The organism is Shouchella oshimensis, assembly GCF_004375095.1.
Taxonomy (GTDB): Bacteria; Bacillota; Bacilli; order Bacillales; family Bacillaceae_D; genus Shouchella; species Shouchella oshimensis.
Map to the genome: position 1 here is coordinate 513102 of NZ_SNUX01000001.1, position 25621 is coordinate 538722.

The following is a 25621-nucleotide window of genomic DNA, read 5'->3' on the forward strand; positions in this document are numbered from 1 at the left end:
TAATTAATCTTCATTTAAACGACGAAGCTCTTGCTTAATTTCTGTTTTTCCTTTTGTTTTTTCGTCGATTTCCTTAATCACTTTTGCTGGTGTACCAGCAACCACTGTATTGGCTGGAACATCCTCTGTTACAATTGCACCTGCAGCAACAACAGCTCCTTCTCCAACACGTACACCTTCAAGAATAACCGCATTTGCACCAACAACGACCCCATCTTCCACAATAACCGGGGAAGCGGATGGTGGTTCAATAACACCAGCTAATACAGAGCCTGCGCCGATGTGACAGTTCTTCCCTACCGTTGCACGTCCACCAAGTACAGCATTCATATCAATCATTGTTCCTTCACCAATAACAGCACCAATATTAATACTTGCGCCCATCATGATGACAGCACCTTTGCCAATCTCTACTTGATCGCGAATAATAGCACCTGGTTCAATACGCGCTTCAATTCCTTTCAAGTCAAGAAGCGGGATCGCTGAGTAACGTCGGTCATTTTCCACAACGTAATCTTCAATACTAGCTTCATTCTCTTTTAAAACTGGCTCAATAGCGGCCCAATCTCCAAAAATAACCCCAGTATTGTCATTAAAGAACGTTTGTACTTCTTCAGCAAATGAAAGTTTTTCAAGCTGTCCCTTAATATGTATTTTTACAGGTGTTTTCTTCTCTGCTTTTGAAATAAATTGAATAATTTCGTTTGCATCCATCATGTTCATCTGTATAACCTCCTTATGTCACTGTTCATTATGATAAAGTGTGTTTCGAAAAAATGCAATGGACTAGCCTAAGATCCATAGAATAAATGTAATGGAAAACAAACTAAATAAGGTAGTAATGAGTGTAATTGTTGATACTAACTTAGGTCTTGCATCAAATCGAACCGCGTACATAACAATTGTCGCCGCACTTGGCATGGCAGCCGCAACAATAAATACATTTCGAAGCATATCATCTATTGGTAAAACTAACGTTATCCCATAAGCGATGACTGGCGAGATTATCATACGTAGAAACACACCAACACCAATTTTTTCCCATTCAAACTGCTTCCACTCAATCATGGCTAGCTGCATTCCAAGTATGAGCATGACAACTGGAATCGCTGCTTCAGCAACTAAATCAATTGATGCAAACAGTTGTGCAGGAAACGGAACCGAAAAAACATTTAAGCTAAGGGCAAGAACTGTCGCATACGTCGCAGGCATTTTTAGGATGGCTTTAATGGCTACTGCGATCGTTGCTTTCCCTCTAGCTGCATAGTAAACACCGAAACTATTCATTATGATAGACTGCAAAACCATGAAGGAAATGGCAAGTTCAAAAGCAGTCTCACCGTAAGCGAATAAAATAATAGGTGTTCCATAGTTACCAACATTCATAAAGGCTGTCGATAATATCATTCCGCTTTCATCTTCAATCGATAATGATCTCGTTTTTGCATACACTTTTGCAAGAATAATTAAGGTAACCATTAAAGTAATCGAAAATATAACCATATAAAAGTAGTCCATATTTAGAGGAGATGTATAAAATGTTCGAAAGACGAGACACGGTGTTAATATGTAAATAGCAACACTTGATACAGAACGTATATCAAGCATAAACGCACGCTGAAGTAAAAACCCTGCTCCAAAAATACAAAATACAGGTAATACGACTTGAAAAAATAGTGTCACTTAGGTCAACCTTTCTTCTTACAAAACAATGAAGCGTTTAGTAAATTAATGAATAAACAACGTATAATCTTTTGCTAAATCCACTTTCTTAACAGCTTGACCGTGCCGCTCAGCGATGCCTTGAGGAATCATCGTCACAATCGGACGGTGGGGTAACCCTTTATTTTGAGCAACTACGACGCCATAATTTCCGTTCGATAAACGTACCTGACTTCCGGTTGGAAAAAACGTCACACACATCATAAAAGCACTTAAACACAATGAGCTGTATCGCTTAGGAGCAAATGCCAGCATAAATTCTAGCGCCTTTGCAAAACTCATTAATGGTTTCTTTTTCCTCTGATTTGTCAATCGATCAAACACATTTGCAATGGCAATTGTCTGTGTTAATTCATGGAGGAAGTTCGCTTTAATTCCCCGTGGATAACCACTACCATCAAGGGATTCATGATGACTAAGAGCAACAATGGAAGCTAAAGGGTCTAGATTTCTTTGCGTTTGCAAATAGTTGTATCCTCGCCAAGTATGATCATTTCCTAATGCTTCATTTTCTTCATTATAATTCTCTGAAACGACTTTTCCAATATCATGAAGCAAGGCTGCTCGAACCACTCGCTTTAATGGCTCCTCATTTAACCCATTTTCCATGCCTATTGCGGTAGAGAGAAAAGCAACTGTTAAAGAGTGCTGATAAAGGCTTTCATCTTTCCTATTTAGCAACGCTAACGAGTCTTGCATTTCGGTTTGCTGAAGTACGAGCGTGAAGATTTCTTTCAGTTTAGCGTTCCAGATAAGTGATTTCTCTTCAACTAGTAGGTTTTGATTCGACATATAGAAACGAGTATGTGCGCAAAAGACTGTCTCCTCTGCACTCTGCTGCGATAGTGGGACCAACAATGGCAATGTATCAATACCAAACTGCTTTAACCGTTTTAAATGAACGGTCGTTAAAGAAACCCCTTTTTTTAAAAGGACTTGTCCATCCAAGGAAAAAATCTCTTCACCTAACAATGATCCTGGCATGACATCTTTTAGACGAACGTATTTCGTTTCTAATCCAACTACCATACACATCCCCCCTTCATTCGTTAACGCTTTCATTAAGTATAACTAAGGAACGATGATTTAGGAAGTACGTTAGTTAGGAAAAACCTTGCACATCTATGCAAGGTTCGTTAACTTTCTGCTTTTTCCAACTGATGTTGTTCATGTTCATGGGCGTCAAAGACAACAATAGGCTTTAGTACCGACACACCTTCTTTTGATAGTATATCGAGTATCTCATAGTTAATCTCTTCTTTCACTTCATGCCATTCTGACCAAGCAACCGTTTTTGTGAAATAGTAAATAAAAATGTTATAGCTTGATTCACCAAATTCATCAAAATAGATCATCACTGTGTCCGTTACAACTCCTGGATGACTAATGACAAGCTTGCGAATTTCTTGAACCGAGTGCTCTAAATCCGTTCGCGTTGTTTCTTGACCAACACCAATTGAATAATTAACTCGTCGCATATTCATTTCGGACCAATTCGTTATCGCCTCATTCGACAATGTTTTATTTGGTACAACCACAACAGCATCTGCAAACGTACGGATCTTCGTACTTCTAAATGTAATATCTTCTACCGTCCCTTCTACAGAAGCAGAAGATATCCAGTCGCCTTTTTTAAACGGCTTTTCCGTAATGATGACAATCCCACCAAAGAAATTGGCAACCGTTTCCTGAGCCGCTAATGCAAATGCTAATCCACCTAACCCAAGACCAGCAACAAAACCATTGACATCGACATCAAAGCTAGAGAGTACGGTAACAAAAGTGAGAGCAATGACGACAAAACGAAGAATATTTGAAATAAAGGGCAGCAACATATGGTCATCGCTTAATTGCAGCTTATTCTTTGTATACGCCATAAACGTGCCGTGAGTCGAAACGTAGTTGTACAACCCCCATCCCCCAAGAATGATTAAACTGGCATTAAAAAAGTTTTGAAGGGCTGTAATTTCAGAAAATTTGACGCCGTAATAGACTAGCGCTACACGGGCACCAATAATAACAAAAAGAAAACGAAGTGGTTTTTCATATGACAGCAACAGTTGAGTAAGAAGTGTTGCGTGTGTTTTACGGGAAAGCCCTAAAATTAATTTAAACAGATACGAAATAAAAATCTTTCGAAATACGAGAAACAAACTAAAAATCCCTATAGTAATTAATAACTTCATCCACGGAAATTCCACAAAAAAACTAACAATTGAATCCCAAATCGTGCTCATGGTCCAACTCCTCTTACAAACAATCTACCCGTATTCTAGCATGGCGAAATGGTTTAGGCTATTGTAAAAGAATGCGAAATAAACGACCCAGTTTGGATTTTTGATTAATGGTGTAAAATGTCGGTCGATTGTTCACATAGGCAACAGGCTTTGATGAAAGTGGAATAATGCGCATCATTACCACTCCTACAAACGCTATAATAAAAATAAAAACATCCACTTTGCGAATAAGCATTCTCGTGTATTCCTCCACTTTTTTTGTTAGTATGCAACAGGATCTGAGCAATTATTTGAGTACCCATGATTTTGATTAATAGAAGCTGTCTATACTAATAATCGTGACAATTTTGTAGACAGGGAAAGACTTCATCAAAAGCACACAATTTATTGATACAATACAAGAGAATATGAATTGGAGGGTTACAAATGAAACGAGGTTTAACAAGTTTTTTGCTTTTCCTTACACTTATGCTCGCATTGCCGAATTTGGCTCACGCTCATTCGCACCAAGAATCGTCTTCACCAGCAGAAAATGAAGAAGTAACAGCACCTTTAGATGAAATAACCGTTACGTTTGATTCAGGTATCGCTAGTGGGAATATGACGGTTACAAACAATACAACAGGTGAAGAAGTGGAGCCTGACTCAATCGACGTAGAATCAACGGTTATGATCGCATCTTTCAATGAACCACTTCCAAACGGGGAATACGTTGTTTATTGGGAAAACATTGGTGATGATACCCACCATATCGATGGCGAGTTCACTTTTGTAGTCAACGTTGAAGAAGAAGCCGAGGAAGAGTCAACTGTAGAAGAAGACATGACTGAGGAAGAATCAACTGAGGAGGCAACTGAGCAAGAAACAGATTTGGAGCAAGATCAAGCTGAAACAGAAACAGCAGAATCAGGATCTGCCGTTTTATGGATTTCCATCATTCTAGCGATTCTATTTATTGGCGGTCTAATTGGATTTGTTGTATCACGAAAGAAAAAGAACTAGAGTAAGGAATGAAAGAAGTCACTGATGTGGCTTCTTTTTTACTTCATTTTACTTCATTGATATGGTTTAAGTGCGCTCCTTATGAGCAACCCCGGTTTATGTTGTCAGAAACTAAAGCAACCGATCACTAGAGCAAGGAAAAAATGTTTAAAATCAAGAAGTTTTCGTTTTGAGATTAGACACTTTCAGCTATAATAGTAGTAAGTGCTTGTTTTTCAACACATTTCATTTGATGACTACAGATAGCCCCTTTACAAATGTTTATGCTCGGCTACATTAAAATAACGTGTTGTGTTGTATTAAAGGAGGTTGTCTTACATTATGCTTAACCGCACCGTTTTAAAGAAGCTCTTCATTGTTATACTCATTGTTGCAGCGGTGCTTTTTGTTTACTTTAATTTCTCGGCTTTTATGCCTATTCTGTTAGCTTTATTAACGGCAATGATTTTCGAACCGTTTGTTAAATTCTTGAAACGTAAGTTGAAAAGTGAGCGTCGACTGCTACCTGTAACGATTGTCTTCCTCTCGTTTCTACTGATTTCAGGTTTAATCTTGTATGTTTCAGTAAGGTATTTAGTGGAATCGATTTATAGCTGGTCATTGCAAGTGCCTCAATACGCATTTGAAGTACAGCAGTTTGCAGATGAAATGATTGAAGGATTTCAAAACACTCTAGAAAGTATCCCTCAGGGAACAGCCATTATTGCTGAATTAGAGCGATTGTCGACTACAATGGTCGATGCTGTTCTTGGAATTACGGCGACTGTTATCACAACGGTTGCTTCGTGGTTGCAATCTATACCTAATTTACTCTTTGTTGCGTTAATTTACGTGATTACCTTGTTTTTATTTAGTCTAGATTTACCTCGTCTACTAAATAACACCTTTAATTTATTTAAAGACGAAACATCACAAAAGCTTCGATTTGTTTTTCAACGAATGGGGAAAGTGTTTTTAGGTTATTGGAAAGCACAGTTTATTTTAAGCGTAGGCGTTTTTATTGTTTGCTACATTAGCTTACTTTTTATTGCCCCTGGACCAGCACTTATTATGTCCATTCTTATCTGGGTTGTCGATATTATCCCCTTATACGTTGGACCAGCACTTATCCTTGTTCCATGGGGACTAGTGGCAATGATACTAGGAAACACAGCTCAAGGTATTCAGCTCATTATCCTTGCACTCGTTCTACTCATTATCCGCAGGATTATTGAACCAAAAGTATTAGGTGACTCCATTGGTTTAAATGCTTTACCAACTGTGTTATCGATGTATTTCGGCTTTGTTTTCTTTAATGTAATTGGTTTGATTCTCGGTCCTTTTGTCTACATAGCGATTCGTTCAGCAAAAGAAGCTGGCTTATTTCAATTAACCGTTGAAAAAGCACCTATACCGAACAACAAACAATCTCCTTAAAAAAAGCGTAACGAATGCACCATTCGTTACGCTTTTTTATACTAAAGATTTGTTAATGCTTCTTCAATGGTTTCATTTCCGCTCGTTAAGTCAAACGATTGATTAATCGTACGCTCATCTTCAAGACAAGCCATAATAACATTGGCAACATCTTCTCGCGGAATATCTCCGCGATCCAATTCAGCGCTTATCTTCACTTTGCCGCTTCCCTCATCATTTGTAAGGCCACCTGGTCTGATAATCGTATAGTGTAAACCACTTTTTCTGAGCCACTCATCTGCATAATGTTTAGCGGCGCTGTAGTATGGGGCTTTCGACATCCAATTATTGCGATCATGTACGCCAATTGCACTGACGATAATATAGCGGTTAACATTGGCTTGTTTCGCCGCTTCCATTGACTTAATAGCGCCATCAAAATCAATCATCATTGTCTTATCGGCCCCTGTATGACCACCAGAGCCAGCTGTAAAAATAACCGTGTCCACATTTTCCATTAAGGAAGCTAACTCCTCTACCGTCCCTTCAAGGTTTCCGATAACAGCATGTATCCCTAAGTCTTGGTAATTTTCCTGCTGTTCCGTTTTTCGGACCATTGCAATTGGCGTGTGTTCTGTATGCTTTTCTACTTTCTGAACGATATGCCGACCAATTTGCCCATTTGCACCTATAATTAGTACATTCATTTTATTCATCCTCTCCTCTTTTTCACTCTTTTCACTATACCCTAGTCTAAAATGAGAAAAACATGGAGGAAACAGAAAGCAAACAAAAAAACACCGCATAGTTAAGCGGTGTTCCAAGATGCGCTGTACAAGATTTGAACTTGTGACCCCTTGCCTGTCAAGCAAGTGCTCTCCCACTGAGCTAACAGCGCATACTATTATGTAGAACCAACAAGATATATCTTAGCAAATATTTCTTAAACCGTCAATCATTTTTTCGTGCATTTACTAGCGCAATTATTGTGCAAATAGGTCGTTTTCATGCTAAAATACGAGTATTATGATAGAGAGATGGTGAACGCTGTTGGAATCCGAAAGTTTTAGTACCCCTCGACTAATATTACGTGAGTTAACGCTAGAAGACGCAGCATCGCTCTTACCAATTTGGTCTGACATTCGTGTCACAAGGTACATGAAAATTGAACGATTAACAACGGAAGAGGAAGCTCAGCAATTAATTCAATTATTAAAAAGCCAAATTAAAGCTGGACAATCCTCGCGATACGCAATTATTTTAAAAGACACTAATGCCATTATTGGTACATGTGGTTTTGAGAGTTTTCAAACAGAACATCATAGCGCTACAATTAGTTATGAATTAGGTAAACGTTACTGGGGAAAAGGATACGCTTCGGAAGCACTATGGGAAATTATTGAAGACGGCTTCCAACGACGTCATATACATCGGATTGAAGCTCGCATTGAACCTGAAAATGACCGTTCTATCCATGCTTTACATAAACTAGGGTTTATGCATGAAGGCCGTTTAAGGGGTGCACTAAAAAAAGGAGATAAATTTGTGGATCAGCTTATTTTCTCCATCTTAGCTGAAGAATTTGAATCATCCTTACGATAATAAAACGTGCGCGAAAAGATCGCGCACGTTTTATTGCTGTTCAATGTCGTATCCCTGATCTTCAATTTCCTGTTCAATCTCTGAGATGCTTACTACGTCGCTATTATAGCGAACAGTCACTTCATGTTTTTCTAACAATACATCTACTTTTTCTACACCGGTTAACCCACCAACAGCTGATTCAATTGCTTGAACACAATGTTGACAAGACATACCGCTTACCTTTACTTTCTGTTCCATGTTGAACAGCTCCTTTGAGATTTACTTTGAAAACCGACTAATCACGTCCATCAGCTCTGAGATCGCTTCATCTCCATTTCCATTTTTAACAGCATCTGCTACACAATGTCTTGAATGATCTTCTAGCATTGTCATACTCACTTTTCTCAACGCTGCTTGAATTGCAGATAACTGGATGAGCACATCCACACAATATCGGTCTTCTTCGACCATTTTTTGAATCCCACGTACTTGTCCTTCTATTCGTTTCAGTCGATTGGTCAACGACGTTTTATCATCATGATGTCTGTGTGTTTTCTGTTCCATTTGCTGCTCGTTCAACCGTGTCACCCCACTTTCTTTTAGTATACAAGAACAACTATTGATTGTAAAAGCAACGACCTCTCTTATTGACACAATGGATCCAATACGATATGTTTTGTTGGTAAATGTCTTACATTAGAGAGATAAAATTTAGATATTGGGAGTGGAAATATGGAGAAGGCAACGGTTTTTTTTGATATTGATGGGACTCTTTTAGATGAAAACAAAGAATTACCTGTATCAACTAAAGAATCGATTAAACAGTTGCAAGGGGATGGACACGATGTGGCGATTGCAACTGGAAGGGCTCCTTATTTTTTCAAAGAGCTAAGAGAAGAGTTACAGATTGATTCTTATATTTGTTTTAACGGCCAATACGTTGTTTATAAAGGTGAGGTCATTTATCAAGACACATTAAACCCAACAACATTTAGTCGCTTTGAGCGCTATGCTACTTCGGTTAATCATCCGCTCATTTTTATGTCAGCTGAAAAATATACAGCAAACCATGCTGAACATCCCTATATACTTGAAAGTATCCATTCATTAAAATTAGACTTACCTTCGTATAACCCGAACTATTACGAGCAAAGCAACCTGCACCAAGCGCTACTCTTTTGTAAACCTACGGAAGAAGAACAGTATCGGGAACGGTTTCCTGACTTTAAATTCGTACGCTGGCATCCTCTTTCAGTAGACGTACTACCTGCTAACGGTTCGAAAGCCCTCGGCATTTCGAAATTTATTGCCCATGCAGGAATTGATTTAAAAGATGTGTATGCATTTGGCGATCAACTAAATGACCTTGAGATGCTGTCTTATGTTGAGCACGGGGTAGCGATGGGTAATGCGCCACAAGAGGTGCAAGCACAAGCACGCTACATTACAAAGCACGTGAATGAAGACGGGATTAAGCACGGTCTTTCTCTTGTGGGATTGTTATAAGCTTTAACGTTCTCCCTACAAAAGAAAAAAGAGCAATCAGCAGATTGCTCTTTTTTTCTTAGTTACAGTATGTATTATCGGCAGTTTACTTTCAACGCGCCTAGCAGGATTCGAACCCACAACGCGAGAACCGGAATCTCGTGTGATATCCCCTTTCACCATAGGCGCCAACGACACGTATAAATATACTTGAATAAGAGGGAGTTGTCAATAAAAATCTCCCTCCACTTATCGTCACGTTGACTGTTGGTTGCTTTCACCTTCAGCAAACATGACTTTAAAGCGCTCATTAATGTCTTCTTCTTTATAACCAGCTTGTCCTAAACGAACACCGAAGTTCTTCGCATAAAGCTGTAATCGCTGAGACATTTTCTTATATTTCTTCGCTTCTTGATTTGAGGCTTCGCTTGCACGACCATCGGCATTTGAAATAATGTTCTCAACAACAAATAACGCCTTCCATAGCGTTTCTTCGTCCATTCCTTGATGAATCGTACTTAATTCATCTACTACTTCTTTATAAAACTGCTGAAACTCTTTAAAGGTAATATCTTCTTCCATATTTAAATAATGTTGGATTTTATCGTATTGCGCTTGCATGTTTTTGACCTCCTTTATTCTCCGTTATTATACCATAGGAGTGATGAGCGTGCGACAGTATGTCGGATCGATTGCCATCGAAAACCCACACAAAAAAAGCTTACTTTAAGAGGAACTTCATCCTCCTAAACTAAGCTTTTCATTTTTATTTACAGTATTCATCAAATGCTTGTTCAAGCTTTTGTACAACTTGTATTGGTTCGTGACCTTCGATTTCGTGGCGTTCCACCATCATTTTAATTTCTCCATCTTTTAAAAGGGCAAACGACGGAGATGAAGGACCATATCCTTTGAAGTATTCTCTCGCTTTAGCCGTTGCTTCCTTATCTTGACCAGCAAATACAGTCACAAAGCGATCTGGTGTTGCTTCATAGTTTTTCATATATGCCGCCGCCGGACGAGCAATCCCGCCAGCACAACCACATACTGAATTAACCATTACAAGTGTTGTCCCTTTTTCAGTAAGCGTCTGGTCAACATCTTCAACAGTTTGGAGCTGCGTGTAGCCAGCTTGTATCATATCATTTCTTGCATCTTGTACGACATCATTCATGAAAAAATTAAATTGTTGCATGAAATCACCCTCCTCCCTATTATTTTAGGGGAAACGAAACGAATGCACAAGTTTAAAAACTTCCGTTAATAAACAGATGTCGTTTCGTTAATAGCTTCAAGCTTTGTTTTAATAGCTTGTAAAAATTTCCCGCAAATCAGTCCGTCAAGAACACGGTGATCAAGAGAAAGACAAAGGTTCACCATGTGACGAATGGCAATGACCTCTCCTACTTCTGTATCCAGAACAACTGGTCGTTTAACAATCGATTCCACTGAAAGTATCGCCGCTTGTGGGGTATTAATGATTGGTTGAGACAGAATGGAACCAAATGACCCTGTATTGTTAATGGTAAATGTTCCACCTGTCATATCATCGCTTTTTAACTGACCTGTTCGGACTTTAGTAGCCAGTTCATTTGTGCGCTTCGCTAATCCTTTAACAGTTAATTCATCTGCATGTTTAATAACAGGAACATACAAAGCATCTTCAGTCGCTACTGCCATCGAAAGATGAATGTCTTTTTTACGAATGATCGCGTCACCTACCCACTGGGCATTGACTTCTGGAAATTCTTTTAGCGCTTCGACACAGGCTTTCATGAAGAATGGCAAGTATGTTAAGCTGAAACCCTCTTTTTCTTTAAAGGAGTCTTTTAACCCTTGTCGGACTTTAACTAGATTCGTCACGTCCACTTCAATCATCGTCCATGCATGAGGCGCTTCTGTTTTGCTTTTTACCATATTTGTTGCGATCGCTTTACGAACACCTGAAACAGGAATGCGCTCATCATCAGCAGATGCTACACTGGACGATGGGGTATCAGTGGATTTTATACCGTGTTTTTCCACAGAAACTTTGCTTCCATCTCCTTGCTGAGGATTTGCCACTCCATTTTGTGTACGGTAAGCTTCAACATCTTTTCTCGTAATACGGCCACCTTTTCCAGAACCGGTTATGTCTGCTAAATCAATACCATAATCTTGTGACAAGCGTAAAACAGCTGGTGAATAACGTTGACGCTGGTCTGTTGTTTTTTCTTCGGTTGTCTCTACGTTTGGTTGAACATCGGCTTCATTCGGTGTTTCAGAAGGCTTCTCTTCTTGGCTACTTCCCTCTTCTTCAATCGAACATATTGCTGTTCCAACGGAGACCGTATCTTCTTCTTTAACAAGTAACGCTTGTATCGTACCTGTATAGGAAGAAGGAATCTCGGCGCTCACTTTATCTGTCATGACTTCAGCTATCGGTTCATATTTCGTTACTTTATCACCAGGCGCTACGAGCCATTTGCTAATCGTTCCTTCTGTTACACTCTCACCTAGCTGAGGCATCGTCATGTTCGTTGCCATCATATTCCTCCTTCTAAAACTCCGCCAGATCGCGGATGGCTTTTTCAACTTTATCAGGATTAATCATAAATTCTTTTTCTAACGTAGGCGCATACGGCATTGCAGGTACATCAGGTCCAGCAAGACGCTTAATAGGTGCATCAAGATCGAATAAGCAATGCTCTGCAATAATTGCACTCACTTCACTAATAATACTGCCTTCTTTATTATCTTCTGTGATTAATAAAACTTTCCCTGTTTTTCTAGCCGCTTCAATAATACCGTCTTGATCAAGTGGATAAACGGTTCTTAAATCAAGAACATGGGTTTGAATGCCTTCTTTCTCCAAGCGCTCCGCTGCTTGTAAAGCAAAGTGGACGGCAAGACCATAGGTAATGACCGTTACATCGTCTCCTTCACGTTTTACATCTGCCTTGCCAATAGGGAGCGTATAGTCTTCATCCGGGACTTCGCCTTTAATTAATCGATACGCTCGTTTATGTTCAAAGAAAAGAACGGGATCATCAGAACGAATGGCCGCTTTTAGAAGGCCTTTCACATCGTATGGCGTTGATGGCATAACAATCTTTAGCCCCGGTGTATTTGCAAACATCGCTTCAACGCTTTGTGAATGATAAAGGGCTCCATGGATACCACCCCCGTAAGGAGCTCGGATCGTAATCGGACACGTCCAATCATTGTTTGTGCGGTAGCGAATTTTAGCAGCCTCAGACACAATTTGATTTACAGCTGGCATAATAAAATCAGCAAACTGCATCTCAGCAACAGGTCGCATCCCATACATAGCAGCACCAATTCCTACGCCTGCAATTGCCGACTCAGCTAGCGGGGTATCAATCACTCTCTCCTCACCGAATTGGTCATACAAGCCTGCTGTTGCACGAAACACGCCGCCTCTCTTACCAACGTCTTCACCTAAAACAAAGACACGTTGATCTCGCTCCATCTCTTCATGTAAAGCCTTCGTTACAGCTTCAATATATGATAATACTGCCATTAGTTGCCCTCCTCACTATAAACATGCAAATACATGGTGCTTGGATCTGCGTATGCTGCTGCTTCTGCATATTCTGTTGCTTCATTTACAAGCTGTTTTACCTCTGCTTCCATTTCCTCAAGCACCTGATCAGTTAACAAACTAGCTTCTTGTAAATAAACGGCATACGTGTGAAGGGGGTCCTTTTCTTTTGCTTCTGCTACTTCTTCCCTTGAGCGATAGGCGCGATCATCATCGTCACTTGAATGAGGAGTAAGACGATAAGAGACTGTCTCAATTAAAGATGGACCAGCCCCAGCTCTTGCACGATCAGCCGCTTCCTTTACAGCTTCGTAAACAGCAAGAGGGTCGTTTCCATCTACCGTTACCCCTGGCATTCCGTAACCAATTGCCCGGTCCGACACTTTCTCACAGGCAAGCTGCTTTTCAATTGGAACACTTATTGCGTATTTATTATTCTCACACATAAAAATAACAGGGAGCTTGTGAACGCCGGCAAAGTTCGCTCCTTCGTGGAAATCACCTTGGTTGGAAGAGCCTTCTCCAAAAGTAGTAAACGTAACAAAATCTTTCTTTTCTAGTCGACCACCTAGTGCTACGCCAACGGCATGTGGCACTTGTGTCGTTACTGGAGAAGAGCCTGTTACAATTCGATTATTTTTTTGTCCAAAATGACCAGGCATTTGACGGCCAGCTGAATTTGGATCTTCTTCTTTTGCGAAACCTGAAAGCATTAAATCTTTTGCAGTCATACCAAATGTTAACACAACCCCCATATCTCGATAATAAGGGAGCACATAGTCTTTGTCTCGGTCAAGTGCAAAGGCCGCGCCTACTTGCGCCGCTTCCTGGCCCTGACAGGAAATAACGAATGGAATTTTCCCTGCTCGATTTAATAACCACATTCGCTCATCAATTCGTCTAGCAAGCAACATAGTGCGATAGATATCAACTGCTTGCGCATCCGTTAACCCTAATTGTTCATGTTTGTTTTTTGTCATTCAAATATCCCTCCCATTACATGTGAATAGCACGTTTATCAATTAATAGAGCCGCCTCACCGATTGCTTCTGACATTGTCGGATGGGGGTGAATCATCTCACCTAATTCGATATGAGCAGCATCAACGTATTTTGCAAGAGCCGCTTCACTAATTAAATCCGTTGCATGCGAGCCAATTATATGAACGCCTAAAACATCATTTGTTTTCTCATCTGAAATGACTTTCACAAACCCTTCTTCTTCTCCTTGAACAAGCGCTTTACCAACTGCGGCAAATGGAAAGGTACCTACTTTCACTGAATGATGTTGTGCTTTTGCTTCCTCTTCTGTCAAGCCTACTTGTGCAGCCTCTGGAAAACTATAAATACAAGATGGGACCATTGTTTTGTTTATAGGGTCTACCTTTTCACGGGTCATGTGAGCTACGGCGATTAACCCTTCGTGTGTTGCAACGTGAGCGAGCTGCAAGCCGCCAATGCAATCGCCAATGGCATAGATATGCGATTCTTTCGTTTGACCGTATTCATTCACCTTTATGTAACCGCTTTCTAAATCAATTTCTGTGTTTTCTAAGCCAATGCCTCGAACATTCGCCGTTCTTCCAATGGATACCATTAACTTGTCAACATGAAATGGAATTGCTTCTTCTTTTGTTTGTACACTCACTTTTACTCCGTGATCCTCCACAGCAATTGAAGATTCATCAATTGTAGCGTTCGTATAAATGGCCACGCCTCTTTTTTGAAGCTGTTTCATCATTTCCTTGGAAATATCACGATCGGCTGTTGGTATAATACGACTTCCTGCTTCGACAATCGTTACTTTTACACCAAAGTCAATGAGCATGGATGCCCATTCTACTCCAATAACGCCCCCACCTACAATGACGATCGAAGAAGGTAATGCGTTAAACTGAAGTGCCTCTTCTGAGCTAATAACCGTTTCCCCATTAAACGGGGTATTCGGTAACGATCGTGGAGAAGAACCTGTTGCTAGTATGACATTTGAGCCTATTAACATTTCATTTTCTCCATCGCCTAAGTCAACTGAGACTGTTCCTGGCGTTGGTGAAAAAATAGACGGTCCTAGCAATGTCCCTCTTCCTTTATATACATCAATTTTTCCTTTTTTCATTAATCCTTTTACACCATTAGCTAAACGGTCAACAATAGTTTGCTTTCGGTTTTGTACTTGTGTGAAATCTAGTTCTGGTTCGCCAATTGACACACCATAGTGACTAGCTTCTTTTGCTAACCGAAAGACTTCTGCACTTCTAAGCAATGCTTTACTTGGAATACACCCTTTATGTAAACAAGTTCCACCTAGGGATTGCTCTTCTACTAGGGCCGTTTTCAACCCTGATTGTGAAGCACGGATGGCGGCAGCATAGCCACCAGTACCGCCACCCACTATTACGAGATCATAATTCTCTGCCATGATAGTCCGCCTCCATTACTTTTTGCGAGAAAGAATATGGTGCTCATTTTGCAAAAATGTTCCTCTTGCGTAACGCATCCGTTCAATTCGTTCTTCTGCCATTTTATCCGCAGCCTGTGAAGTAGGGATTCGCTTTGTATGAGCAATTTCAAATACACGAGAAACATTATCATAAATGCCTTCTACTTTTTTAAATGCTCGATCTCGGTTGTACCCATTTAATTCATCCGCCACATTAATCACGCCACCTGCATTAATAACATAATCAGGGGCATAGGCAATGCCCATATCTTGCAAAATTTGACCATGACGCTCTTCTTTTAATTGATTGTTAGCCGCACCAGCGATCACTTTAGCCGTTAATTTCGCAAGCGTTTCATCATTAATTACGCCACCTAATGCACATGGAGCAAAAATATCACAGTCTTGCTCATAAATATCATCAGGGTCTACTGCTTTTGCCCCAAATTCGGAAACCGCTCGTTTAACAGACGGTTTGTAAATATCTGTAACAATAAGTTGAGCGCCTTCTTCATGCAGATATTTACATAAGTGATAAGCAACATTACCGACACCTTGCACCGCAATCGTTTTACCTGCTAAATCTTCCGAGCCTAGTCCTGCTTTAGCCGCAGCTTTCATCCCAACATAAACACCATAAGCTGTGACTGGTGATGGGTTTCCTGAAGCACCAAAAGCAGGAGAAATACCTGTAACATAATCGGTCTCATCGTGAATAATATCCATATCTTCAACGGTCGTGCCTACGTCTTCTGCAGTAATATAGCGTCCGTTTAATCCTTGAATATAGCGACCAAATGCTCGAAACATTTCTGGATTTTTATCTGTGCGAGCATCACCAATGATTACTGCTTTACCTCCGCCGAGGTTCAAGCCAGCTGCCGCATTTTTATATGTCATCCCTCTTGAAAGACGTAAGACATCTTCAAAGGCATCCTCTTCTGATTGATAATTCCACATTCTTGTACCGCCAAGTGCAGGTCCTAGCGTTGTATCATGAATCGCTATAATTGCTTTTAACCCTGACGTTTGATCTTGACAAACAACAAGTTGTTCGTAATCTTTTTCTACCATTTTTGTAAATAAATTCATTTTAAATCCCCCTATAAGAATTCTGGCTCGTCTTCACTAGTCACATCTATGCTACATGCAAAAACAATGCCAACTGCTAATCTTAAGGAAATAGGCTAATGTCACCCTTCGCTTGCAAAATCTTGCACTCCCCTGAAATATTTTGCATGCAAATTCATTCAATCCCATATTTCTCTAATTTATAGTAAAGCGATCGGACAGAAATACCGAGGCGTTTTGCCGCTTCTGTTTTAACATAATCAACATGAGCTAACGTCTCTAAAAGAAACCCACGCTCTTGCTCCGCTAAAAACTGCTCTAGCTTTTCTGGCTTAGTACGATCTACTTTAGGTGCACTTCCTGGTTTTAGCATACTTATATCTGCATGTGCAACAAAATCGATTTCTGTTTCACCTAAGTTTTTGTATATCATTTCTCTTGCCAATACATTTTCTAACTCCCGAATATTACCAGGCCATGTATACTGTTGAAGCTGAGCCAGTGCATATTCCGACAAGTTTCTAATATTGCGTCCATAATCTTCGTTTATCTTTTCAATAAGCCGCAAAGCAAGTATAGGTATGTCTTCAATTCTTTCCCTCAATGGTGGAATATAAATTGGCAATGTATTTAAACGATAATAAAGATCTTCTCTAAACCGTTTTGTTGACATAAATAATTGTAAGTCCACATTTGTGGCTGCAATGACCCGGGCTTTAATTTTAATTGGTTTTGTTCCACCAACTCGAACCACTTCACTTTCTTGAAGAACACGCAATAATTTTGCTTGTGTTTGTAACGACATTTCGCCTACTTCATCAAGAAAGATACTTCCTTCTCCAGCTTCTTCAAATAACCCCTTTTTTCCTGTACGTAAGGCTCCAGAAAAAGCACCTTGTTCGTAACCGAATAGCTCACTTTCAAGAAGTGTTTCTGTCAACGCTGCGCAGTTCACTCGTACAAACGGTTGGTGACGACGTTCACTTTCATAATGGATCGCATGTGCGAATAATTCTTTTCCAGTACCCGTTTCGCCTAATAGCAAAATAGGTAAGGCCGTATTCGCTCCTAATTTCCCTTGAGCAATGGCGTGCTGGATCCCACTGGATTGCCCTAGTATATCTTGAAACGTGTAATGGGATTCAAGACTGGCAATTTTCTTTTTTGCTTGCTTTAATTCACCCATAAGGGAATTTAATTCAGATACATCATGGATAACGCCTATACTTCCTTTTAATTTCTTGTCTACCATAATAGGTGCAACATTTACTATTACGTCTCGTTTCGCTGGACCTAACTTTAACCGCGCCCCTCGCACGGGTCGCTGAGTTTGCAAGACTTGCATATGAATGCTTTCGCCCTCTGAAATGTCCGTTGTTGCTGGTTTACCAATAACTTGTTCTTCCGTTAAACCAGTAATTTTCTTGTAAGCTGGATTTATAAGAAGACCGACGCCATACTCGTCAACAACCGATATTGCATCATTAGAGGAATTAATGATGGCTTCCAGCATTTCTCTCATTCGATTAAGATCTGTAATTTGCTCAGCCATTTGCCTTGCTTCTGTGACATCTTTAAAGACGGCAATTGCACCTGTAATGTTTCCTTTTGTACTTAACGGCATACGAGTGGTCACGATTTTCGTCCCGTTTGTAAATGTTTGAAGCTGATTGTATTCTGGCTGCTGGCGTTCAATCACACGTGGTAAACCACTTGTTGGCAGTAAGGATTGAATGGCCTGACCAACACTTTCCTGCCGGTTCACATCAGCCATTTCAGCCGCTGCATCGTTTAAATACATGACCCTGTAGTCTGCTTTGACAATAATCACGCCATCATCAATCGAGTCAATTGCTTTTTGCATGAGAGATTGTTTCGAGAACTCAGCACTAATGACTGCCCACACTTCTTCATATGACCAAACATTGTCTTCTGTTTTATCTATCTTTGTATGCCTTTGAATGATTGTAAAATCGTATTGCTTACATGACTGTTCATCCACTAAATCTATATTGTGCTCTGCTGCAAAATCGCTTATTTTAGCTGTTTTGCTATGTATGGCGGCAACAGTAAACATAGGCAGATGCATTAGACATCGTAATAAAGGAAATGCATCAGGACCATCATCAATAAACAGAATCGTATTCATTCTCGCACCTCTGACATTTTTAGTAGTTGGTCATAAATGCTACTGCCATTTATTTTAGTATCGTACAATTAACGATCTTATGCAAGATTAAACTTGTCCATAATGGTTTTTTTGGTCTACAATAGATGTGAAATACGTACAAGAAAGGATGTTCCATGGGCAGAGTAATTGCTTTATTCCTCATTCTCATCCCAATAGTTGGCGCTGGGTATGGTATCAAATTAATGCGTGATGCATTTTTCCTTGTTGAACTATTTCCTTATCCTACTTTATGGATACAATTTTTTGCTGGCTTACTTTTCTTCCTTATTGGATTAGGATTGATGGCAGGATTTATATTCCATAGAGACAAAAAACGTGGCAAAGTAGCAGAAACGTTTTTTAAGAAAGATGATCAACAGCTGTGAGGAGAGCGAATACTTCAGCTGTTGTTTATTTTATTCTGTTGTACCTATTCTTTTAGCCCATTGACAATATGCTCCTTGTAGCACAGGCCAAAAGAAGAATAGAACAATACTTATACAAGCTAATAAAAGGAATAGCAACTGCCCTGATGTTTCTGGAACCGTTACAGTCCATAATGCAAGGGATGCACCAAGAATAAGTGAGCCATTGATACCGTAAACAGCTTGGCCTTCTACTTCTAAAACAATTATGATGTAAAAAATTGTTGTAACATACAAAATGTCTATAAATGTAGGGATCGCCATAAAAAAACAACTAATGATCAGTAACAGTAAATAGTAGATCGTTAATCTAAGCGATACTTTGTTTGCCATATAGCTTGAAAGAGGGAACAACATAAAGCAAGCCGTATTGATACTGAACGCTTTTATATTTCCCATAGACAAAAGATAAGAGAAGAAAACAAGTAAGACGACATAACAGCAAATAATTCCAGTTTGATTCATCATTTGCTTCGTTTTTTTCTGCTGTTTTTTTAACTGGCTTAAATCAAGATAAAAACCAACAGCCCAAGTTAAAAAAATGTACGCAACCGCCAAATATGAAAAATAGAGATGAGTTCCCGTTAATAACGAGCTAAGTGCTACATAACTATATAAAAGAAAGCTCCCGAGACTAAATGGGATGAAAGTATGCTGAGCGTTTTTTTTGCTCCATTGTACATCTTTAAAACCGTACATTAAGGCAACAGCAATAAACGGAAGTGATAAAAATAAGGAAGAAATCATGGAACGATCACTTGCTTCCGATTATTCTCTAAAGGATGTATTGCTTTCTTAAAACGTTTAGTTTCTACATTCATTTCAATCCTCTCCCTTTCCTTTTTCTTAGTATTTGGAGAAGGATTGAATCCATACAAAAAAGCGTGTAAATGATCAGATCATTTCACGCTTTTTTTAAAACAATTAGCTTACTTTATGTTCGATTCGAAGTTTATCCGCAACCATAGCAATAAATTCAGAATTCGTAGGTTTTGCTTTAGTGTGACTAACAGTGTAACCAAACAAGTTTGAAATTGAATCAATATTGCCTCTGCTCCAAGCTACTTCAATGGCATGACGAATGGCTCTTTCAACCCGACTAGCCGTTGTATTAAACTTTTTTGCAATGTCAGGGTAAAGCACTTTCGTAATTGAGCCAAGAAGCTCAATATCTTTATATACCATTGTAATGGCTTCTCTTAAATACATGTATCCTTTAATATGTGCAGGAACACCAATTTCGTGAATAATGCTTGTAATGCTCGCATCTAAATTAATTTGCTTACTTTCTTTCCTAGGTGCTGATGCAAACGACATAGACGTTGTTTTTGGTATACGAACCTGTTGTTTTCCTGCAATTTCACGGATTTTTTCCATTAATGCTTCCATGTCAAATGGCTTGAGTACATAGTAAGCAGCTCCAAAGTCTACAGCTCGCTTCGTCACATCTTCTTGACCAAAAGCCGTTAACATGACAATTTGGGGTCTATTGCTTTTTTGACTAAGGCGCTCTAAAACAGCTAATCCATCTAAGTGGGGCATGATAATATCTAACAGTAATACATCTGGTTCTTTTTCTTCAACCAAGCTTAAGCATTCCTGTCCATTAAATGCCGTTCCAGCTACTTCCATATCTGGTTGCGCACCTATATACTCACTCAATAAATGCACTAATTCTCTGTTATCATCAGCGATACAAACGTTAATTTGACTCATTATGTTTTCCCCCAGTTCCTTTTGTTGTATGTAACCGATTCGACAAAGATGCAGACAATCCTTTTAAATAAATCATTTAGATTTTAATTATAGGAAATCCTACGTTTTTCTTGTAAATCTTCTTCTTTTCGACAGATTTTCAATCGTACTTTCTTTTTAATATACCATATCCTTAAAAGGGATGTGACGATTCTTGAGGATTTCTTCACGGTGATTTGGTCTTATAAATGTAAGTAAGAAAAACAAAAGCACCAAGCTAAGCAGAGAATTAACTCGCTTGCGCTTGGTGTTTTACTAATCCTGTATGAATTCCAGATTCCTCTAGCATCCAGCTAATATGACATCCGTATCCAGAAGTAGGATCGTTTACAAACACATGAGTGACTGCTCCAACAATTTTATCCCCTTGTATAATTGGACTACCGCTCATGCCTTGAACAATGCCACCTGTCTTTTCTAACAACCGTTTGTCTGTAACCTTTATAATCATTCCCTTGGTTGCCGGGCTTTCTTGTGGCGTGCTTGAAACAATTTCTATATCAAATTGTTCAACTTCTTCTCCATCTAATACCGTTAATATTTTTGCAGGGCCTTCCTTTACTTCTGAAGCCGTAGAAATCGGTAATGGTTGGTCATAGACGTTATTTTTTAATTGAACCGTCTCATTTAATGTTCCATAAATTCCTAATGCGCTGTTTTTATGAATGGTTCCTAAAATTTCACGATCTTTCGATATACTAGCAAGCTTTTCACCAGGTTCTCCATTAATACCTCTGGAAATGGAGGTAACCGATGACCGTAATAACTGCCCATTTAATACAGAAACTGGCTTCTTTGTATCAATATCCGATATAACATGACCAAGTGCGCCGTATCGCTTACTCTCTGGTTCATAGAAAGTCATCGTGCCCACACCCGCAGCGGAGTCACGAATGTATAAACCAAGACGATACAGATGATCCCCTTTTGCTTTTTCTGGCTTTAGTACAGTCGTTATTTCTTTTTCCCCACGTAATACTTTCACTTTTAATTCCTGATTTTCTTCTCCTGCATGCTGAACTTGTTTAGACACTTCGCTCATTGTATGCATTTTTTCTCCATTAATGTTTGTAATCATATCCCCGACTTCAATTCCTGCAAATTCCCCTGGGGATCTTTGTCCTGATTTTGTGTCTATTTTATGATGACCAACAACTAAAACGCCTTCTGTGTTTAATTTGACTCCAATGGATTGTCCGCCTGGTACCACTTTTATTTCTGGTAAAACAGATACATCAATTTTTTTTGCAGGCCAATTTCCATTTTGCAAAGTCACATTTGTATGACCTGACTTTATTCCTTGAAGAATCGTTTGACTTTCCATTTGCTCTACTTCTATGTGCGAATTTCCCTCAATAGCAAAGCCGTTCGCTTCAATTGCTGTCTCGCTTCCCTCAAATAGAACAATGGATGTGGGAATGTCTATAAACTGTTTAAATTGTGGATTAAATCCCAAAAAAAGTAGACAAACTAAAAACAAGACCCCAATAACATACCGTACACCCTCTTTTAGCAACCTTTTCACTCCTCACTCCCAACCTACACCTCCATGCTGGCTGTACTATTAATGTTGCCTTCACACGGACGAAATATAACTGTAAATAAAAGAAAAAAGCCACCTAATCAAGGTCGCTTTTCCAGTTATCCTTTTTTGTGGGTTGCCAGTTCAAGCAGTTCTTTAGCATTTTCCTTCGTAATCTCAGTCACTTCAAACCCAGACAACATTCTTGCAAGTTCGTTTGTTTTTTCGTCGTCATTTAATTGAATGACGTCTGTTTTCACTCGTCCTTCAATGGTTTCTTTTCGTATAAATAAGTGGTGATCCGCCATAGCTGCTACTTGAGGTAGGTGCGTAATACATAACACTTGTGAACCCTCTGATATACGGTACATTTTTTCAGCAATCGCTTGCGCCACTCGACCGCTCACACCTGTATCCACTTCATCAAAAATAACAGATGTAATCTGTTGAGAAGCAGAGAAAATGGTCTTAAGGGCAAGCATGATACGTGAGATTTCTCCACCTGATGCCACTTTTACAAGAGACTTTAATGGTTCCCCTTCATTTGTGGAAATTAAAAACTCTGCTTGATCTTGACCATTTTTATAGAATGTTTCGCCTGTTTCAAGCTGAACGTTAAAGGATGCTTTTTCCATATACAACTGGCTTAACTCGATCATCAGTGAAGATTCAAGCTTTTTTGCTAACCGTTTACGAATATCTGTTAATGCTTCACCTTCGATGGTTAAATCTTCAATAATGGCGTTCCTTGTGTCTTGAAGCTCTTCTAAATGAATGTCCTTATTTTCCATTTCTTCCAACTCTTGCTCGATGGCTTCTGCATATGCTAACACATCGGCTATAGACTCACCATATTTACGTTTTACTTTTTCAATTTCTGCCAGGCGATTTTCTACATCCTCTAATACTGTTGGATTAAAATCAACTTGATCCAAAGCTTCTCGAATCGAGTAGGATGCTTCCTCGATGAGGTAATAGCTTGATGACACTTGTTCATAAAGTGGTTGTAAATCTGTATCAATGCTTGCTGCTGTTTCCAAATGACTTAGCATACCACTTAAATAATCAAGACCCTTATCTTCTCCATAAAGATGCTCATAGCTTCTTGTTAGCGCTTCGTACAATTTTTCACTATTAGCAAGCTTATTACGGTTTTTTTGGAGTTGTTCATCTTCGCCAATTTGTGCATTTGTCTTGGAGATTTCACCTAGTTGATACGTATATAAATCGGTCTTTTGTGCAATTTCCTGAGCATTTTGATCAAGCTCGTTAATGCGCTTCATTGTGGTTTGAAGCTTATTGAAAAGCTTACGGTATTCATGTAGCGCTTTTTTTATAGCATCCCCACCAAACTGATCTAATAATCCTAAATGTTCATCAGCTCTCATTAGAGACTGGTGCTCATGCTGACCGTGAATATCAACAAGAGCTTGTCCAATTTCGCGTAGGGTTCCAATCGTCATGAGCTTTCCATTTATGCGGCAAATGCTTTTACCTGTATGAGTAATTTCCCGTCTCATAATGAGCATATCATCTTCAACATCGATGCCTAAGGATTCCAACTTAGCTTCTAGTTGATGCCCTTCTTCCATTACAAACAAGCCTTCAATCTCCGCTTTCTTCTCACCGTGGCGAACAAACTCAGCTGAGCCTCTTCCACCTAAAAGCAAGCCAATAGCATCAATAATAATCGACTTTCCAGCACCAGTCTCTCCCGTGAGAACAGTTAACCCTTTCTCAAATGGAATGGTAAGGGAAGAAATGATTGCAAAATTTTTAACGGTTAATTCCATTAGCATAGTAGATTGCCCACCTCATTAAAGCATATTTAAAAATCGTTCCGTGACGGTTTCGCCATTTTTTTCTGTCCGACAAATAATGAGAATGGTATCATCTCCACATATCGTTCCCATTAGTTCTGGCCAGTCTAAATTATCAATGAGAACAGCAATTGCATTCGCATTACCAGGCATTGCTTTCATCACGACTAAGTTTCCAGACTGATCAATGCTTATAAAGCTATCGGTTAATATACGCTTAAGCTTTTGCTGAGGATTAAACTTTTGATCAGCAGGTAAGCTATATTTATAGCGGCCGTCCTGCATAGGAACCTTCACTAAATGTAGTTCTTTAATATCTCTTGACACAGTTGCTTGCGTCACATTGTAACCATCACTTCTTAATTGATCAACTAAATCATCCTGTGTCTCAATTTCTTTATTTGTAATAATTTCTCTTATTTTTATATGGCGTTGTCCTTTAGTCATGCCATCACCTTACCTTTTAACAAATTGATTATGGTTCAGTCTCATCTATTATCTACGGTTTACTTGTTTTGAGCAAGATTTCAAAGCAGAACAGTTTGATTAAGCTGTAAAAGAACCCTCTTTTGCAAGCAAGAAAAAGGTCATCATTGTGTCCATTTCAACGCTAGTATAAAAGAGGGTATCTCTCGTTATTTACTTTCGAAGAGCTTGCGCTGCTTCTACAATGTGCTCAATTGTTTCTGTAGTCAATTCTACGTGTTCCGTTTGTTTTTTTAGATGAAGTAAAAATTCAATGTTGCCGTCCCCACCTGTAATGGGTGAATAATCAAGTGCAAGAGAACTAAAGCCAAGCTCATGAGCAGCTGTTAGAACGGAATGAATAACATGCTTATGCACAAGAGGATCTCGCACAATGCCCTTCTTTCCGACGTGTTCCCTTCCTGCTTCAAATTGCGGTTTCACTAGCGCTATAACATCGCCACCATCGGCAAGAATGGAGAACAACGGCGGTAAAATCAACCTCAAAGAAATAAACGAAACATCAATTGAAGCAAATTCTGGCTGAGCTTTGGCAAAATCGTCTTTGGTTGCGTAGCGGAAATTCATTCGTTCCATGACTGTTACACGTTCATCCTGCCTAATTTTCCAAGCCAATTGATTGTAACCAACATCCACAGCATACATGGCTTTTGCATGGTTTTGGAGTGCACAGTCTGTGAAACCTCCAGTTGATGAGCCAATATCTAAACCTACCTTGTTTGCTAGCTCTAAGGAAAAGACGTCAATCGCTTTTTCTAATTTTAAGCCTCCGCGGCTAACGTATTTAAGAGTATCTCCTTTAATACGTAAAGGAACGTCTCTGTCTACTTTTAAGCCCGGTTTATCTAAGCGCTCATGCTCACTGTAAACAAGTCCAGCCATAATACTTCGCTTTGCTTTTTCTCTTGTGTCAGCTAAGCCCCGCTCAACTAATAAGACGTCGAGCCTTTCTTTTTTTCCCATT

The 25621-nt window shown here is 39.4% G+C and carries 27 protein-coding genes and 2 tRNA genes; 5 read left to right on the plus strand and 24 right to left on the minus strand.

The window, feature by feature from the left end; all coding sequences use genetic code 11:
- Positions 1-3 precede the first annotated feature (3 nt).
- The 5 genes from dapD to E2L03_RS20190 form a co-directional block, all read right to left on the minus strand.
- The gene (dapD, locus tag E2L03_RS02625; protein WP_038481171.1) at positions 4-723 is read right to left on the minus strand and encodes a 2,3,4,5-tetrahydropyridine-2,6-dicarboxylate N-acetyltransferase; all 720 of its coding nucleotides are present in this window, start codon (positions 721-723) and stop codon (positions 4-6) included.
- Between the two features lie 63 nt (positions 724-786).
- On the minus strand, positions 787-1683 hold the full coding sequence (locus E2L03_RS02630) for an AEC family transporter (RefSeq protein ID WP_134258533.1): 897 nt from the start codon (positions 1681-1683) through the stop codon (positions 787-789).
- Positions 1684-1728: 45 nt separating this feature from the next.
- Positions 1729-2751 carry an HD-GYP domain-containing protein gene (locus E2L03_RS02635; protein ID WP_166740171.1) on the minus strand — a complete coding sequence of 341 codons (1023 nt, stop codon included), beginning with the start codon at positions 2749-2751 and terminating at the stop codon, positions 1729-1731.
- 107 nt (positions 2752-2858) lie between these two features.
- Positions 2859-3959, minus strand: a complete 1101-nt coding sequence (locus E2L03_RS02640) for a mechanosensitive ion channel family protein (RefSeq protein ID WP_124742265.1) — start codon at positions 3957-3959, stop codon at positions 2859-2861.
- 58 nt (positions 3960-4017) lie between these two features.
- Positions 4018-4194, minus strand: a complete 177-nt coding sequence (locus E2L03_RS20190; RefSeq protein ID WP_158318529.1) for a hypothetical protein — start codon at positions 4192-4194, stop codon at positions 4018-4020.
- A 191-nt stretch (positions 4195-4385) separates the two neighbouring features.
- Here E2L03_RS20190 and E2L03_RS02645 point away from each other — a divergent pair, with 191 nt between their 5' ends.
- Both E2L03_RS02645 and ytvI read left to right on the plus strand, forming a co-directional pair.
- Positions 4386-4961 carry a copper resistance CopC family protein gene (locus E2L03_RS02645; RefSeq protein ID WP_038481193.1) on the plus strand — a complete coding sequence of 192 codons (576 nt, stop codon included), beginning with the start codon at positions 4386-4388 and terminating at the stop codon, positions 4959-4961.
- A gap of 321 nt (positions 4962-5282) precedes the next feature.
- Positions 5283-6377 carry a sporulation integral membrane protein YtvI gene (gene ytvI, locus E2L03_RS02650; protein ID WP_055735788.1) on the plus strand — a complete coding sequence of 365 codons (1095 nt, stop codon included), beginning with the start codon at positions 5283-5285 and terminating at the stop codon, positions 6375-6377.
- Between the two features lie 41 nt (positions 6378-6418).
- Here the strand turns inward: ytvI and E2L03_RS02655 are convergent, their stop codons facing one another.
- The gene (locus tag E2L03_RS02655; RefSeq protein WP_038485816.1) at positions 6419-7063 is read right to left on the minus strand and encodes an SDR family oxidoreductase; all 645 of its coding nucleotides are present in this window, start codon (positions 7061-7063) and stop codon (positions 6419-6421) included.
- Between the two features lie 119 nt (positions 7064-7182).
- A tRNA-Val gene (locus E2L03_RS02660) sits at positions 7183-7254 on the minus strand.
- Positions 7255-7406: 152 nt separating this feature from the next.
- Between E2L03_RS02660 and E2L03_RS02665 the strand changes: the two genes are divergently transcribed.
- The gene (locus tag E2L03_RS02665; RefSeq protein ID WP_038481195.1) at positions 7407-7958 is read left to right on the plus strand and encodes a GNAT family N-acetyltransferase; all 552 of its coding nucleotides are present in this window, start codon (positions 7407-7409) and stop codon (positions 7956-7958) included.
- Positions 7959-7988: 30 nt separating this feature from the next.
- On the opposite strand, the gene copZ is transcribed toward E2L03_RS02665, so the two are convergent.
- Positions 7989-8198 (minus strand): copper chaperone CopZ, encoded by a 210-nt coding sequence (copZ, locus tag E2L03_RS02670; protein WP_055735786.1) that lies wholly within the window; start codon positions 8196-8198, stop codon positions 7989-7991.
- A 21-nt stretch (positions 8199-8219) separates the two neighbouring features.
- Positions 8220-8504: a metal-sensing transcriptional repressor gene (locus E2L03_RS02675; protein WP_035395847.1), complete on the minus strand. Its 285-nt coding sequence runs from the start codon at positions 8502-8504 to the stop codon at positions 8220-8222.
- Positions 8505-8672: 168 nt separating this feature from the next.
- Here E2L03_RS02675 and E2L03_RS02680 point away from each other — a divergent pair, with 168 nt between their 5' ends.
- Positions 8673-9446 carry a Cof-type HAD-IIB family hydrolase gene (locus E2L03_RS02680; protein WP_095150427.1) on the plus strand — a complete coding sequence of 258 codons (774 nt, stop codon included), beginning with the start codon at positions 8673-8675 and terminating at the stop codon, positions 9444-9446.
- Between the two features lie 95 nt (positions 9447-9541).
- Here the strand turns inward: E2L03_RS02680 and E2L03_RS02685 are convergent.
- From E2L03_RS02685 to E2L03_RS02725, 9 genes are all read right to left on the minus strand, one after another.
- Positions 9542-9614, minus strand: a tRNA-Arg gene (locus E2L03_RS02685).
- A 66-nt stretch (positions 9615-9680) separates the two neighbouring features.
- The gene (locus tag E2L03_RS02690; protein WP_038481207.1) at positions 9681-10046 is read right to left on the minus strand and encodes a hypothetical protein; all 366 of its coding nucleotides are present in this window, start codon (positions 10044-10046) and stop codon (positions 9681-9683) included.
- Positions 10047-10191: 145 nt separating this feature from the next.
- The gene (locus E2L03_RS02695) at positions 10192-10620 is read right to left on the minus strand and encodes a BrxA/BrxB family bacilliredoxin (RefSeq protein ID WP_038481210.1); all 429 of its coding nucleotides are present in this window, start codon (positions 10618-10620) and stop codon (positions 10192-10194) included.
- Positions 10621-10685: 65 nt separating this feature from the next.
- On the minus strand, positions 10686-11954 hold the full coding sequence (locus E2L03_RS02700; RefSeq protein ID WP_437183213.1) for a dihydrolipoamide acetyltransferase family protein: 1269 nt from the start codon (positions 11952-11954) through the stop codon (positions 10686-10688).
- Between the two features lie 10 nt (positions 11955-11964).
- Complete coding sequence (locus E2L03_RS02705) at positions 11965-12948, minus strand: alpha-ketoacid dehydrogenase subunit beta (RefSeq protein WP_038481216.1); 984 nt, start codon at positions 12946-12948, stop codon at positions 11965-11967.
- Entirely contained in the window at positions 12948-13949 is a 1002-nt protein-coding gene (locus tag E2L03_RS02710; RefSeq protein ID WP_038481219.1) for a thiamine pyrophosphate-dependent dehydrogenase E1 component subunit alpha, read from the minus strand. Before E2L03_RS02710 ends, E2L03_RS02705 begins: the two co-directional genes overlap by 1 nt.
- Positions 13950-13965: 16 nt before the next feature.
- Positions 13966-15387, minus strand: coding sequence for a dihydrolipoyl dehydrogenase (lpdA, locus tag E2L03_RS02715; protein WP_134258536.1), 1422 nt, complete (start codon positions 15385-15387; stop codon positions 13966-13968).
- A gap of 15 nt (positions 15388-15402) precedes the next feature.
- Positions 15403-16500 carry a Glu/Leu/Phe/Val family dehydrogenase gene (locus E2L03_RS02720; protein WP_134258537.1) on the minus strand — a complete coding sequence of 366 codons (1098 nt, stop codon included), beginning with the start codon at positions 16498-16500 and terminating at the stop codon, positions 15403-15405.
- A gap of 154 nt (positions 16501-16654) precedes the next feature.
- Positions 16655-18628 carry a sigma-54 interaction domain-containing protein gene (locus tag E2L03_RS02725; RefSeq protein WP_134258538.1) on the minus strand — a complete coding sequence of 658 codons (1974 nt, stop codon included), beginning with the start codon at positions 18626-18628 and terminating at the stop codon, positions 16655-16657.
- 155 nt (positions 18629-18783) lie between these two features.
- On the opposite strand from E2L03_RS02725, the gene E2L03_RS02730 reads away from it, so the two are divergent.
- A complete protein-coding gene (locus E2L03_RS02730) occupies positions 18784-19035 on the plus strand; it encodes a DUF2627 domain-containing protein (protein WP_038481229.1) in 252 nt (83 codons plus the stop codon).
- Between the two features lie 30 nt (positions 19036-19065).
- On the opposite strand, the gene E2L03_RS02735 is transcribed toward E2L03_RS02730, so the two are convergent.
- From E2L03_RS02735 to E2L03_RS02760, 6 genes are all read right to left on the minus strand, one after another.
- Positions 19066-19821 (minus strand): hypothetical protein, encoded by a 756-nt coding sequence (locus E2L03_RS02735; protein ID WP_038481232.1) that lies wholly within the window; start codon positions 19819-19821, stop codon positions 19066-19068.
- 177 nt (positions 19822-19998) lie between these two features.
- Entirely contained in the window at positions 19999-20790 is a 792-nt protein-coding gene (gene spo0A / locus E2L03_RS02740) for a sporulation transcription factor Spo0A (RefSeq protein WP_038481235.1), read from the minus strand.
- Positions 20791-21058: 268 nt separating this feature from the next.
- Positions 21059-22354 carry a SpoIVB peptidase gene (gene spoIVB / locus E2L03_RS02745; protein ID WP_318270541.1) on the minus strand — a complete coding sequence of 432 codons (1296 nt, stop codon included), beginning with the start codon at positions 22352-22354 and terminating at the stop codon, positions 21059-21061.
- A 116-nt stretch (positions 22355-22470) separates the two neighbouring features.
- A complete protein-coding gene (recN, locus tag E2L03_RS02750; protein WP_055736364.1) occupies positions 22471-24150 on the minus strand; it encodes a DNA repair protein RecN in 1680 nt (559 codons plus the stop codon).
- A gap of 18 nt (positions 24151-24168) precedes the next feature.
- The gene (ahrC, locus tag E2L03_RS02755; RefSeq protein ID WP_035395786.1) at positions 24169-24618 is read right to left on the minus strand and encodes a transcriptional regulator AhrC/ArgR; all 450 of its coding nucleotides are present in this window, start codon (positions 24616-24618) and stop codon (positions 24169-24171) included.
- Positions 24619-24810: 192 nt separating this feature from the next.
- Positions 24811-25620 carry a TlyA family RNA methyltransferase gene (locus E2L03_RS02760; RefSeq protein WP_038481245.1) on the minus strand — a complete coding sequence of 270 codons (810 nt, stop codon included), beginning with the start codon at positions 25618-25620 and terminating at the stop codon, positions 24811-24813.
- Position 25621 lies beyond the last annotated feature (1 nt).